This is a genomic window from Nonomuraea sp. KM90, assembly GCF_052246675.1.
Taxonomy (GTDB): Bacteria; Actinomycetota; Actinomycetes; order Streptosporangiales; family Streptosporangiaceae; genus Nonomuraea.
The window spans coordinates 1-12,323 of record NZ_JBQQCB010000046.1 but is presented as its reverse complement, the minus strand read 5'-3'; the positions used below and the strand labels follow the sequence as shown (position 1 = coordinate 12,323).

At 74.1% G+C, this 12,323-nt stretch carries 13 protein-coding genes and 1 tRNA gene; 7 read left to right on the top strand and 7 right to left on the bottom strand.

All coding sequences use genetic code 11. From position 1 onward, the window contains the following. Positions 1-35 precede the first annotated feature (35 nt). Both ACTWPW_RS34075 and ACTWPW_RS34070 read left to right on the top strand, forming a co-directional pair. Entirely contained in the window at positions 36-344 is a 309-nt protein-coding gene (locus ACTWPW_RS34075; RefSeq protein WP_443171027.1) for an aldehyde dehydrogenase family protein, read from the top strand. Next, positions 341-1,012, top strand: a complete 672-nt coding sequence (locus ACTWPW_RS34070) for a GntR family transcriptional regulator (protein ID WP_375111643.1) — start codon at positions 341-343, stop codon at positions 1,010-1,012. The genes ACTWPW_RS34075 and ACTWPW_RS34070 overlap by 4 nt, the downstream gene beginning before the upstream one ends. 55 nt (positions 1,013-1,067) lie before the next feature. On the opposite strand, the gene ACTWPW_RS34065 is transcribed toward ACTWPW_RS34070, so the two are convergent. From ACTWPW_RS34065 to ACTWPW_RS34045, 5 genes are all read right to left on the bottom strand, one after another. After that, positions 1,068-1,646, bottom strand: a complete 579-nt coding sequence (locus ACTWPW_RS34065; protein WP_375111642.1) for a hypothetical protein — start codon at positions 1,644-1,646, stop codon at positions 1,068-1,070. Positions 1,647-1,719: 73 nt separating this feature from the next. Further along, positions 1,720-2,514: an alpha/beta hydrolase gene (locus ACTWPW_RS34060; RefSeq protein ID WP_443171026.1), complete on the bottom strand. Its 795-nt coding sequence runs from the start codon at positions 2,512-2,514 to the stop codon at positions 1,720-1,722. 51 nt (positions 2,515-2,565) lie between these two features. Beyond that, complete coding sequence (locus ACTWPW_RS34055; protein WP_443171025.1) at positions 2,566-3,771, bottom strand: amidohydrolase family protein; 1,206 nt, start codon at positions 3,769-3,771, stop codon at positions 2,566-2,568. Then, on the bottom strand, positions 3,768-4,199 hold the full coding sequence (locus ACTWPW_RS34050) for a GAF domain-containing protein (RefSeq protein WP_443171024.1): 432 nt from the start codon (positions 4,197-4,199) through the stop codon (positions 3,768-3,770). The genes ACTWPW_RS34055 and ACTWPW_RS34050 overlap by 4 nt, the downstream gene beginning before the upstream one ends. Then, entirely contained in the window at positions 4,196-5,572 is a 1,377-nt protein-coding gene (locus ACTWPW_RS34045) for an MFS transporter (RefSeq protein ID WP_375111638.1), read from the bottom strand. The genes ACTWPW_RS34050 and ACTWPW_RS34045 overlap by 4 nt, the downstream gene beginning before the upstream one ends. 156 nt (positions 5,573-5,728) lie before the next feature. Between ACTWPW_RS34045 and ACTWPW_RS34040 the strand changes: the two genes are divergently transcribed. Further along, entirely contained in the window at positions 5,729-6,616 is an 888-nt protein-coding gene (locus tag ACTWPW_RS34040; protein WP_443171023.1) for a MurR/RpiR family transcriptional regulator, read from the top strand. A gap of 5 nt (positions 6,617-6,621) precedes the next feature. Here the strand turns inward: ACTWPW_RS34040 and ACTWPW_RS34035 are convergent, their stop codons facing one another. After that, entirely contained in the window at positions 6,622-7,161 is a 540-nt protein-coding gene (locus ACTWPW_RS34035) for a hypothetical protein (protein WP_443171022.1), read from the bottom strand. Between the two features lie 87 nt (positions 7,162-7,248). Further along, positions 7,249-8,307: a selenide, water dikinase SelD gene (gene selD, locus ACTWPW_RS34030; protein ID WP_443171021.1), complete on the bottom strand. Its 1,059-nt coding sequence runs from the start codon at positions 8,305-8,307 to the stop codon at positions 7,249-7,251. A 22-nt stretch (positions 8,308-8,329) separates the two neighbouring features. Between selD and ACTWPW_RS34025 the strand changes: the two genes are divergently transcribed. From ACTWPW_RS34025 to ACTWPW_RS34010, 4 genes are all read left to right on the top strand, one after another. After that, positions 8,330-8,422: transfer RNA gene (locus tag ACTWPW_RS34025), tRNA-Sec, on the top strand. 15 nt (positions 8,423-8,437) lie between these two features. Then, on the top strand, positions 8,438-10,060 hold the full coding sequence (selA, locus tag ACTWPW_RS34020; protein WP_443171020.1) for an L-seryl-tRNA(Sec) selenium transferase: 1,623 nt from the start codon (positions 8,438-8,440) through the stop codon (positions 10,058-10,060). Continuing rightward, a complete protein-coding gene (selB, locus tag ACTWPW_RS34015) occupies positions 10,051-11,949 on the top strand; it encodes a selenocysteine-specific translation elongation factor (RefSeq protein ID WP_443171019.1) in 1,899 nt (632 codons plus the stop codon). The genes selA and selB overlap by 10 nt, the downstream gene beginning before the upstream one ends. 138 nt (positions 11,950-12,087) lie before the next feature. After that, positions 12,088-12,323: hypothetical protein (locus ACTWPW_RS34010; RefSeq protein WP_443171018.1), on the top strand; the 236-nt coding region annotated here is incomplete at its 3' end.

The following is a 12,323-nucleotide window of genomic DNA, read 5'->3' as shown; positions in this document are numbered from 1 at the left end:
AAAATCCAATATTGCATAGTTAGAGTGCGTTGACCATGGACGTTCTGAGTCTCATCGCCGGTCGCTGGGTCGGGGGAGAGGGCGCGGAGTTCGCCGACACGAACCCCGCGCGCCCCTCCGAGGTGGTGGCGCGCGGCCGGTTCACCTCCGTGCCCGAAGTGGAGCGGGCCGTCGCGGCGGCCCGTGCGGCCGCGCCCGGCTGGGCCGCGACCCCGCACCACGCCCGCGCCGCCGTCCTGGTCGCCAACCCGCTGCGCCTGAGCGCCACCCCGCCCGCCTACCACCGCCCGCCGCCGGCGCTCGGGCAGGACGATGCGTGGGTTCGTGAGATATTGGGGCCGTGAGTCCGGAAGAGGCGCGACGCAGGCCCCCCACGGCTCAGCAGTTCGTGCTGGCCGAGCTGCGCCGTGCCATCACCACCGGCCGGCTGCGGCCCGGCGCCCCCATCCGGCAGGACGCGCTGGCCGAGGAGCTGCAGGTCAGCCGGGTTCCCCTGCGCGAGGCGCTCAAGATCCTCGAAGGCGAGGGGCTGGTCACGTACAAGGCGCACAAGGGCTACTGCGTCGCCACGCTCTCGCTCGACGACCTGCGCGAGGTCTACCGCATCAGGCAGCTGCTGGAGGAGGAGGCCGTGCGCCGGGCCGTCCCCAGGCTCGGCGACGACGACCTCGCGCGGCTGGAGGCGGCGCAAGACGAGGTGGAGCGGGCCGCCGCGGCGGGCGACGTGCCCGCGATGGCCACCGCCAACCGGGTGTTCCACATGACGTTGTTCGACTGCGCCGGGATGCCGCGCCTGGCCCGGCTGATCAGGACACTCTGGGACACGACCGACGCCTACCGGTCGATGTACTACGGCGACTCGGGCAACCGGGAGCGGGTGGTCAAGGAACACCGCGCCACCCTCGACGCCCTGCGCCGCCGGTCCGCCGACGAGGCCGTGGCCACGCTCGACGTGCACCGGGACCACGCGGTGGCCGAGCTGGAGCCGCTGCTCGACGTGCAGGGTCGCTGACGCGGGTCCAGGGCCGGCAGGTGCCCGGCGGGCAGGTGTTTGGCGGGCAGGGTCGCTAGCGCAGGTCGAGGGCCGACAGGTGCTCGCCCCGGTGGCCGAGCAGGCCCAGCTCCTTGCCCGCGCGGCCGGCGCGCCAGGCCAGCGCCTGCAGGCCGTGGTCGGGGACGGCGATCTCCCGTTCCTCCAGCCGCACGACGCCCACCTCGGCCGACAGCCGCACGAGGCCGAAGGCCACCCACCTGGAGGGGCGGCGCAGCCACGGCACGGGGCTGGCGTTGAACAGGGAGCTCTCCCCGGGCCGCGCGTGCCCGTTGAGCGTGGCGGCCCCGGGGCGCGGGCGCAGCACGTCCTCGTCCTCCGGGCCGGCCGCGGTGGTGCTCCCGGTACGCAGGCTCCAGCGCCCGCCGGGCTTCGGCGAGAGCAGCCAGACGTCGAACCAGAACCGCCCGACGTCGTCGAGCCGCGCGAAGGCCGTGGCCGCCAGGCGCTCCCCGACGTACAGGGAGAGCGGGGTGAACCGGTGCCGGCCGCCGAGCGTCTCCGGCAGCTCCTTCGGCAGGCCGTGGATGATCAGCCGGTGGCTCTCGGTGGCGGGGGTGTAGCCGAGATATTCAGCGCGGTCCACGGGTCTCATCGTCGGTACCTTGCCTTCCGGAGGAGGCCGACTTCATCAGATCCTTCCAGATCGGTCCGGGGACGTCATGCCATCAGGGCCTGCGGACGCGTTCGGCCAGCCGCACGACCGCGCCGACGAGCTCGCGGCCGTCCAGCAGGGCCAGGTCGTTGTGCCCGGCCCCGGCCACCTCCACGGTCGTGGCCCGCGCGGCCTCGGCGACCGTCCTGCTCAGGCGCGGGGGCACGATCGTGTCGCGGCTGCCGTAGACGACCACCACCGGCGCCCCCACCTCGCCGATGCGGTCCGCGACGGGGAAACGGTCGCGCAGCAGGACGCGTACGGGCAGGAAGGGGTAGTTGACCTGGCCCGCCGCGGCCAGGTCGGTGAAGGGCGAGCGCAGCACCAGCCCGTCGGGAGGCTGCTCCAGCGCGAGCCTGGTCGCGACCGCCGCGCCCAGGCTCTCGCCGAAGTAGACGACCCGCGGGCTGCGGATCGAGGCGCGGGCGGCCAGGGCGTCGAGGAGGAGACCCTCCTCCGTGGGGCTGCCCGGGTTGCCGCCGTAGCCGCGGTAGTCCATCAGCAGCACCGGCAGCCCGTGCGCCGCCAGCGCGCGGGCCAGCGGCGCGCGGTGCAGCCGGTTGCCCGCGTTGCCGCCCGTGACCAGCACGGTCACGTCGTGGTCGCCGGGCACGTACCAGGCGGCGAGCCGGAGCCCGTCGCGCGTCGTGAACGACACGTCGCGGGCGCCCGGGATCACCGCGGCGGCCGGCGGCACCGGCCTGCCGTCGGGGAGGTAGATGAGCCGCCGCTGGAACACCCACAGCAGCCCGAGCAGCAGGATCAGCACCGCGGCGACCACCAGGGCGGTGCGCGTCAGCGTCGTCACGCACACCAAGGTACGCACCTGCCGGACGTCCGGCGATCGCGCCTCGGGACGTCAGACGATCGTGCCCGCCTGGACGACGTGGCGCAGGTGCTTCTGATCGGTCAGCACGCCGGCGTCCTCCAGCGGATCCCCGTCCAGCACCAGCAGGTCGGCGTGCGCGCCCACGGCCAGCGTGCCGATCTCGCCCGCCAGCCCCACCAGCTCCGCCGCGCCCGTCGTGGCCGCCCGCAGCACGTCGATCGGCCGCTGCACCTCGGCCCGGAGCCGGAACTCCTGGCTCTGGTGCCGGTGCATGCCACCCAGCAGGTCGGTCCCGTACGCCAGCCGCACCCCGCCGCGCGCCGCCCGCTCCAGCGCGGCCAGGCCCGCCTCCAGCACCTCGTCCACCTTGCGCCAGCTCCGCTCGGGCAGGCCGAACTCCCGGCCCTCCTCCTTGAGCGCCCAGTACGTCACCAGCGTCGGCACCAGGAACGCGTCGTGCCGCAGGAACAGCTCGACGCTGGTGTCGTCGATCAGGTTGCCGTGCTCGATGGAGCGCACCCCGGCCTCCAGGGCCCGGTTGACGGCCCGCGCGGTGTAGGCGTGGGCGGCGACGTACCGGTTGGCGGCCGCGGCCTCGTCGACGATCGCGCGCAGCTCGTCCATCGAGTATTGGGTCGAGTCGATGCGGTCGGTCGGCGAGGCCACGCCGCCGGAGGCCATGACCTTGATGTGGTGCGCGCCCTTGCGCAGCTCGTCGCGGGCGGCGGCGCGGACCGCGTCCACGCCGTCGGCCACCCGCCCGACGCCCGCGCAGCACGGGTGGTCGTCGCGCAGGTGCTCGCCCCGGCCGCGGAAGTCGGCGTGGCCGCCGGTCTGGCTGAGCCCCTTGCCGCAGAACAGCAGGCGCGGGCCCCGGATGAGGCCCTCCGCCTGCGCGTCGGCCAGCCCGAAGTCGGCGCCGGAGGCGTCTCGGACCGTGGTGAAGCCGCGGTCCAGCATGCCGCCCATGATGCGGGCGCTGTGGGCGGCGACGTACGAGGGGGACATGGAGCCGAGCGTGCCGAGGTTCGCGGTCGAGGCGGTGACGTGCACGTGCGCGTCGATCAGCCCGGGTACGACCCGGGCGCCCGCCAGGTCGATCACCCGCGTCCCGTCGGGCGCGCCGAGCCCGCGGCCGGTCTCGGCGATGCGGCCGTCGGCGCAGCGCAGGTCGCCTTCGGCGTACTCGCCGGTCGCGACGTCGAGCAGCAGGGCGTTACGCAGCAGCAGGCTCATGCGGCACCTCCGAGCAGGGCGGGAGTGACCTGCCCGGCGATCGACTGCGCGGCGGCCACGGACCTCTCGTCGTAGCTACCCTCGGCGTCGAGGATGTTCAGCACGCCGAGCACCTCGCCCTCCTCCCCGATCACGGGCACGTTGATGATCGAACCGCACCCGAGGCTCTCGATCAGCTCATGGTCGGCGAAGATCTCCCGTACGGCGGCCTTGTCCGGCCCGAAGTACGGCCGCCGCCCTTCTATGCAGGTGGCCAGCCAGTCCTGGGCGACCTCGACGGTCTTCTCGCCGCCCACCGGGTACTGCCCGGGATGGCTGCTGTGGACGCGGCGCAGCGCCCGCCGTTCCGGCACCCAGGCCAGCACGGTGAACAGCCGCACGCCCACCTCCCGGCGTACCGTCTCCTCCAGCTCGTTCAGGTCCTTCACCTGGTCGCCTCCTCAGTCGTGGGTTCCGTCAGCTCTTCCAGCGATCGCCCGGCCGTGGCCAGGCCGAACACGACCACGCACACCACCCCGGCCACCAGCACGGCCGTGGTGAGCCCGAACACGCCGCCGAAGCCCAGTTTCGCGGCCGACAATCCGATGATCGTCGGGGCCAGGATGCTGCCGACCCGCCCGAACGCGCTCGACAGGCCGGTGCCGGTGGCGCGGATCCAGGTGGGGAAGACCTCGGGGGTGTAGGAGTAGACGCCGGCGTACGTGCCGTTCAGGAAGAACGACAGCACCGCGCCGGCGAGCGTGATCGTGACGGGCGTGTCCATCTGCGAGAGCCAGAACGCGCTGACCGCAGAACCGGCGAGGTAGATCGCGATCGTGTTCTTGCGGTCCAGCCGCTCCGACAGCCAGGCCGCCGAGAAGTAGCCGGGGATCTGCGCCAGATAGATGATGATCGAGAACTCGAAGCTCTTGGTGACGGTGATGCCGCGCTGCACCAGCAGCGTGGGGATCCAGGAGAAGAACCCGTAGTACGAGAACGTGATCACGAACCACACCAGCCAGATCACCGCGGTGCGCCGGGCCATCACCGGGCTCCACAGGAACCGCAGCGCGCTGAGCAGGTTCACCTTCGGCGTCTCGGTGGCCGGGGCGGTGGCGGTCTCGGGCACCGGCGGCAGCGGCTCGCCCGTGGCCCGCTCGACCCGGCGCTCCAGGTCGGCGACCACCGCCTCGGCCTCCGCCGTACGGCCCTGCTGCAGCAGGAAGCGCGGCGACTCGGGCAGCGAGCGGCGCCACCACAGCAGCATCACGATCGGCAGCGCGGTGATCAGCTGGGCGATCCGCCAGCCGTCGTCCATCGTCGGCACCACGAACCGCCCGATCAGCGCGGCCATCACGAACCCGAACGAGAAGAACCCGGCCAGCGCGCCGATGAACCACCCGCGCCGCTTGGCGGGCACGAACTCCGACAGGAACGGCGCGATGATCGCACTCTCCGCCCCGGCCCCCGCTCCGGCCAGCACGCGGGCCCCGAGGAACACCTCATAGTTCGGGGCGAACGCGGCCACCACGGAGAAGACGGCGTAGAAGGCGAGCGCGTACATCATCACCTTCTTGCGGCCGATGCGGTCGCCGAGCAGGCCCGCCACGGTCGCGCCGAACAGGAACCCGAACGGCGTCGCCGACCCGATGAAGCCGAGCTGGCCGTTGGACAGGCCCCAGACCTCCTGCGCGCTCGGCAGCAGGAACGCGACGACGGCCGAGTCCATGCCGTCGAAGGTGTAGCCCAGCCCGCCGATCAGGAGCAGGACATAGTGCGGACGGCTCAGCGGGAGCCGGTCCAGACGGGCCAACAAGGTCATTGGACACACCTTTCCCCAGGTCATGGCCCTGCAGGTCAATTGCGAAGCAACATATAGTGCGGATCGTCAAAATTGCAATGGTCTTTGCAGGTTTGTCTTGTTACAAGCGCGTAGCATGTTCCCGGCCGGTGGACGGCCGGGTGGGAGAGGGAGTCTGTGACAGAGCACGTCACCACGGACAGCTTCGAGGACTGGCTGCGCGAGCGGCTGCCGGTGCGCGGGCTGCGCGGCAAGGCGGCCGCCGTGCTCGAGCTCCTGCTCTCGCAGCCGCGCCGGGCCTCGTTCGGGTCGGCGGGGGAGCTGGCCCAGCTCGCCGGGGTCAACGTGGCGACGGTCACCCGTACGGCGCAGGCGCTCGGCTTCGCCGGCTGGCCGGCGCTGCAACAGGAGTTGCGCGCCCGCTACCTGTCCTCGCTCAGCGCCGGCCAGGTCGCCGCCGAGCACCGCGGCACCGGCTCGCCCAGCTCCCGCTCCCTGCGCCGCGACCTCGACAGCCTGGCGCTGCTCAACCGGCGCCTGGACGAGGCGGTGCTGCTCACGATCGCGGAGGCCATCGCGGGCGCGCGCCGCACGGTGATCGTCGCCGACGGCAGCTACGCGGCCGTCGGGCTGGCGCTCGCGCACAACGCCCGGCTAGCGGGCTACCCGGTGACGGCGGTGACGGCCGGGGACGCGGAGCTGGCGAACACGATCGCCGCGATCCAGGCCGGGGACGTGCTGATCGCGATCAGCTTCTGGCGGCTGTACGAGAGCACGGTCCTGGCCGCCAACGAGGCCCGGTCACGCGGCGTGCGGGTGTTCGCCCTGACGGACGCGGCCAGCCCCGCCCTGGCCAGCGCGGCGGAGCAGGTCGTGATGGTGCCGGCGGAGGGGGAGGCGTTCTTCCCCTCGCTGACGGCCGGGATGGCGGTGGCGCAGGCACTGGTCACGCAGCTCGCCGCGGTGGACCCGGCGCGTACGGGGGCCTCGATCGAGGCGGCCGAGGCCATGTGGACCAAGTTCGGCCTGCTGCACCGCCGCCCCACCTCGGGCGAGCCCGGCTGAGCCGGTTACAACCAGCTGGCCCGGACGCTCGTGGCGGACTCGGCACCGGCCGGGGTCTCCGGGGCGGCGGTGCGTACGGTGTCGAGCAGGCGGCCGACGGCCTCCACGATCTCCGGCGCCCGCTCGCGCAGACCGCTCACATCAGCCGGGCTCACCTCGTCACGCTCCACCCCGGCCTGGTCGAGCACCCCTTCGAGATCGCCCAGCCGCTCCGCCAGCCACTTCAGCGGCTCCTCCGACAACCGCGAGTCGAACACCCGCCGCCCCGGCTCCCACCCCTTCACCCCGGGGTGGTGATGGGTCCGGTCGAAGCTCCCGGGCGTCCCCGAGACCGACTCCAGCAGGTCCACCCGCCAGATCGGCCGGTCGACGGTGATGGGGCGGGCCGAGTAGATCGAGCCCTTGAGCTCGCCCGGCTCCAGCCGGCGCAGCTCCAGCCGCACCCCGCGCTCCGCCCCCTCCTGGCCCGGAGTGGGGTTGGGGTCGACGAAGTAGATGTCGCTCACGGCCACGCCGATCCGGTCGAATCCGAAGAGGTAGAGCACGGGAAACCACGTCCTTCGCAGGTGTCGGGCACGCCTCACCCAACGTAACACCGAGCCCCACGGGACGATCAACACGTGACGCCGCCCTCACCGCACGATCAGGGCCTGCTCGCCACGGGCCACCAGCTCACCGATCACCACCGCCCCGGGAATCTCCCCCGCCACCAGCAGCCCGCCCGAGGTCTGGGCGTCCGCCAGCAGCAGCAGCTCCTCCTCCGGCATCCCGCCGGCGGAAAGGTGCGGCGCCACCCAGGCCAGGTTGCGCCGGGTGCCGCCGCTCACGTACCCGTCCCGCACGGCCTCCCGGGCCCCCTCCAGGTACGGCACCGCGCCCGCCGACACGACGGCCGTGACCCCGCTCGCCCTGGCCAGCTTGAACAGGTGTCCCAGCAGCCCGAACCCGGTCACGTCGGTGGCGCAGCGAGCCCCCGCCGCGCGGGCGTGGCGGGAGGCGTCGCGGTTGAGTGCCGTCATGGACGCGACCGCCTCGGGGAAGACGTCGCCGGTGGCCTTGTGCCGGGAGTTCAGCACGCCGACGCCCAGCGGCTTGCTCAGGCACAGCGGCAGCCCGGGACGGCCGGCGTCGAGGCGCAGCAGGCTCGCCGGGTCGGCCAGGCCCGTGACGGCCAGGCCGTACTTGGGCTCGGCGTCGTCGATGCTGTGACCGCCCGCGACGGCGCACCCCGCCTGCCCGGCCACGTCCACCCCGCCGCGCAGCACCTCCCGGGCCGCCTCCATGGGGAGCAGGTCGCGGGGCCAGCCGAGCAGGTTCAGGGCCACCAGGGGCTCGCCGCCGACGGCGTAGACGTCGGAGAGCGCGTTGGCGGCGGCGATCCGCCCGAAGTCGTACGGGTCGTCGACGACCGGGGCGAAGAAGTCGACCGTCGAGACGAGCGCGCGGTCGCCGTCGAGCCGGACGACGGCCGCGTCGTCACCGTGCTCGAGCCCGATCAGCATCTCCCCGGCCCCGGTCGGGCCGGTGAACCCGGCCACGCTCGCGTCGGTGAACCCGGTGCCGCCCGCGTCGGAGAACTTGGCGCCGCCCAGCGCGGGGAACCCGGCCAGCACCGCCTCCAACTCCCCGGGCGGGATCTTGCAGCTGCATCCGCCACCACGGGCGTACTGCGTGAGCCTGAGATCCGTCATATCGTGAGTATCGTCTTCCTTTGGAGGCGCGTGTGTTCTGGTGGGCACCCCGGTCTTCAAAACCGGTGGGCGGCGCGCGGCGTCGCCGGCGGGTTCGATCCCCGTGCGCCTCCGCGCCCCGAGGCTCGCCATGACCCCGCAGCCGGGCCGGACCGGCCGGGCCGGTGACCCGCGCCGCCACATCCCCCGCACCGACACCGTCCTGGCGGATCCGCGGGTGGTGCGGGCGGCCGGGGGCGCGGGCCGTACCGTCGTGAAGGCCGCGGTCCTCTCGGCACAGCAGCAGGCCAGGGAGGGGCGGATCGCGCCCGAGGACGTCGTGACGGCCACCGTGTCCGCCCTCGCGGCCGGACCCCGCCGGGTGATCAACGCCACCGGCGTCCTGGTGCACACCAACCTGGGGCGCGCCCCGCTCTCATCCGCCGCCATGGCGGCCGTGGAGGCGGCCGCGGGGGGCACGGACGTGGAGTTCGACCTGGTGACGGGCGAGCGGGCCGGGCGCGGGCGGACCGCGATGGCGGCGCTGGGGGCGGCCGTGCCGGACGCGGAGGACGTACACGTCGTCAACAACAACGCCGCCGCGCTGGTGCTGGCGGCGACCGCGCTGGCGGCCGGGCGCGAGATCGTCATCAGCCGCGGCGAGATGGTGGAGATCGGTGCCGGCTTCCGGCTCCCGGAGCTGCTGGAGTCCACCGGGGCGCGGCTGCGCGAGGTCGGCACCACGAACCGCACCACCGCCCGCGACTACGCCGACGCCGTCGGGGACGCGACCGGGTTCGTGCTGAAGGTCCATCCGTCCAACTTCCGCGTCGAGGGCTTCACCGCCTCCGCCTCGATCGCCGACCTGAGCGCGCTGCCGGTGCCCGTCGTGGTGGACATCGGCTCCGGCCTCCTCGAACCCGAGCCGCTGCTCCCCGAGGAGCCCGACGCCCGTACGGCGCTGCGCGACGGCGCGGCCCTGGTGACCGCGAGCGGCGACAAGCTGCTCGGGGGGCCGCAGGCGGGCCTCATCCTGGGCCGAGCCGACCTCGTACGGCGGCTGCGCCGGCATCCGCTGGCCCGCGCACTGCGCGTCGACAAGCTGACCCTCGCCGCCCTGGAGGCCACCCTCCGCACCGACCCACCGATACGCCTCGCCCTCCACACCGCCCCCGCCGACCTCCAGCACCGCGCCCAAGCCCTCCTCACCCGCCTCACCACCACTCGCCCCACCCCCTGCGCCTCCCCTGCCGAGCTCCCGAACGGCACCCCACCCGTCGCCCCCGCCGACTCCCTCGGTCCCGCCGACTCCATCCGCCCGGCCGATTCTGTCGGGCCCGCCGATCCCTCACCGCCCACTCGTCCCGCCGAGGGTGCCGCGCCTGCCGAGGGTGCCCGGCGCGCCGACGGTGCCCCGCCCAGCGATGGCATCGGGCTCGCCGACGCTGGGGGGCCTGCCGATGCTGGCCAGCGTTTCGACGACGCCTCGCCCCCCGACGACGCCCCTTTCGCGCGGTCCTTCCGGTCTTCGGACGGTGGGGGGCTTGAGGTCGAGGTGGTGAGCAGTGTGTGCGTGGTGGGTGGGGGTGGTGCGCCGGGTTGCGAGCTGCCCAGCGTGGCGCTGGCACTGCCCGAGCGGCTCGCCCTTCCGCTCCGGCTGGGCGATCCGGCGGTCGTCGGGCGGGTCGTGGGCGGGCGGTTGCTGCTCGACCTGCGGTCCGTGCCGCCCCACCTGGACGAGGAGCTGGCGCGGGCGGTGCTGGCATGTACGTGATCGCCACGGCCGGGCACGTCGACCACGGGAAGTCCACGCTGGTCCGCGCCCTGACGGGCATCGAGCCCGACCGGTGGGCCGAGGAACGCCGCCGCGGCATGACCATCGACCTCGGCTTCGCCTGGACCACGCTGCCCTCCGGCCGCAGGCTCGCCTTCGTGGACGTGCCCGGGCACGAGCGGTTCGTCACCAACATGCTGGCGGGGCTCGGGCCGGTGCCGGCGGTGATGTTCGTGCTGGCGGCGGACCAGGGGTGGCAGGCGCAGTCGCAGGAGCACTGGGAGGCGATCGAGGCCCTCGGGGTGGAGCGGGGGCTGCTGGTGGTGACCCGGCGCGACCTGATGGATCCGGCACTGGCGCTGGAGGAGGCCAGGGAACGGGTCTCCTGGCCGGCGGTCACGGTGAGCGGCACGACGGGTGAAGGGCTCGACGAGCTCCGGCGCGGGCTCGACCGGCTGGTGTCCTCGCTGCCCTCGCCGGACCCGCGCGCCCCGGTGAGGCTGTGGATCGACCGGGCCTTCACCATCAGGGGCGCGGGGACCGTGGTCACCGGCACGCTCGCCGCCGGGACCCTGCGTGCCGGGGACGCGCTCGTCCTGGACGGGGAGCGGGTGCGGGTGAAGGCGTTGCAGGTCGCGGGGGAGCCGGTGGAGGAGGTCAGGGCCGCGGCTCGGGTGGCGGTCAACCTGCGGGGGGTCGAGCTGGAGCGGGTGGCCCGGGGGAAGACGTTGCTCACGCCTGGGGCTTGGGTGGAGACGGGTGTGGTGGACGTACGGCTGGATGGGGTGGACGCCGACCTGCCGCGGGAGGCCGTTCTTCACATCGGGTCGGCCTCGGTCCCGGCTCGAATACGCCCCTTCGCCTCCGGCCCGGATGGGGCCGATCCGGCTGCGGGGGTGGCCAGGCTCGGGCTGGCCCGGGCGCTTCCGCTGCGCGTCGGTGACCGGGCGCTGCTGCGCTGCTCCGGCCGGCCGATCGCCGGCGTGCTGGTGCTGGACGTACGGCCACCGGTGCTCCGTCGCCGGGGCGCGGCGGCGAGGCGGGCGGTGCAGCTGGCGCCGTTCGCCGGGCCGGGCGGGGCGATGGCAGGGACGGCGAACCGCATGGCCGGTGGCGGGCCGGTGGGTGCGGTCTCCGGTGGCCGGCCGGAAGGGCGGGCGGTAGGCGGCGGGATGGTGGGGCGGTTGCCCGACGCGGGGACGGTGCTGGGGTGGCGGGGGATGGTACGGCGGTCGGAGCTGGTCGCCATGGGGCTCGACCCTCGTCCGCTCGATGTGCCCGGTGCCGGGGACTGGATGGTCGACGGTGGGCGGTGGAAGGAGCTGGGCGAGCGGCTCGGCGCGATGGTGGCGGAGCAGCCGGGCATTCCGGTGGACGCGGCGCGGACCGCACTCGGGTTACCGGTGCGGGAGCTGGTCGAGGCGCTGGTCAGGGCATGTCCGCCGTTGCGCGTGGCCGATGGGCGGATCGACGGCCGCGGGGTGCCGGAGGAGGTAGCCGGCGCGGTCGAGCGGTTGCGTGCCGAGCTGGCCGGAGCGCCGTACCTGGCGCCGGAGGCGGCGCGGCTGTCCGAGCTCGGGCTCAGCCGGCAGGTGGTCGCGCTGGCCGCACGGGCCGGGCTGGTGCTGCGGCTCGCCGACGGCGTCGTGCTGCTGCCCGGGGCGGACAGGGCGGCGGTACGGATCCTGGCGGGACTGCCGCAGCCGTTCACGGCCGGCGACGCGCGGGCGGCGCTCGGCACCAACCGGCGCGTCGTGATCCCGCTGCTGGAGCACCTGGACCGGCTCCGCCTCACCCGCCGCCTCGACGACCGCCACCGCGTCGTCACCGGATCCGGACAGGGGGAGGAAGGTTTGCGCTCGGGGTCGGGGGAGGAGGGGGCGTCATGACGGAGGGGGTGGGTGTCATGACGGAGGTGGCGTCATGACGGAGGTGGCGTCATGGCGGAGAGGGCGTCATGACGGAGGGGCGGCACGTCAGCGGCGGGATCGGCGTCATCGGGCAGCGAGGTGCGGGAGGCGAGCGATATGACGGGCGAGCTGGGGCGGTCCGGCGATGGCGTCGGGGTGGGGATCGTCCTGCCCAGGCCGCAGGGGGATCCGGGGGAGTGGCTCACCGACGCCGTGGCGTTCGAGGCTGCCGGGGCCGACGCCCTGTGGGTGGAGCATGGCTCGGCGCCCGCGCTCGACCCGCTCACGCTGACGGCCGCGCTGGCTGCCGTCACGTACCGATCGCTGCTGGTCGTAGCCGTGGTGCCGGGGAT

Coding starts and splice junctions, on each gene's coding strand:
- ACTWPW_RS34075 (WP_443171027.1), top strand. CDS start 36: ATGGACGTTCTGAGTCTCATCGCCGGTCGCTGGGTCGGGGGAGAGGGC.
- ACTWPW_RS34065 (WP_375111642.1), bottom strand. CDS start 1,646: ATGAGACCCGTGGACCGCGCTGAATATCTCGGCTACACCCCCGCCACC.
- ACTWPW_RS34055 (WP_443171025.1), bottom strand. CDS start 3,771: ATGAGCCTGCTGCTGCGTAACGCCCTGCTGCTCGACGTCGCGACCGGC.
- ACTWPW_RS34045 (WP_375111638.1), bottom strand. CDS start 5,572: ATGACCTTGTTGGCCCGTCTGGACCGGCTCCCGCTGAGCCGTCCGCAC.
- selD (WP_443171021.1), bottom strand. CDS start 8,307: ATGACGGATCTCAGGCTCACGCAGTACGCCCGTGGTGGCGGATGCAGC.
- selA (WP_443171020.1), top strand. CDS start 8,438: ATGACCCCGCAGCCGGGCCGGACCGGCCGGGCCGGTGACCCGCGCCGC.
- selB (WP_443171019.1), top strand. CDS start 10,051: ATGTACGTGATCGCCACGGCCGGGCACGTCGACCACGGGAAGTCCACG.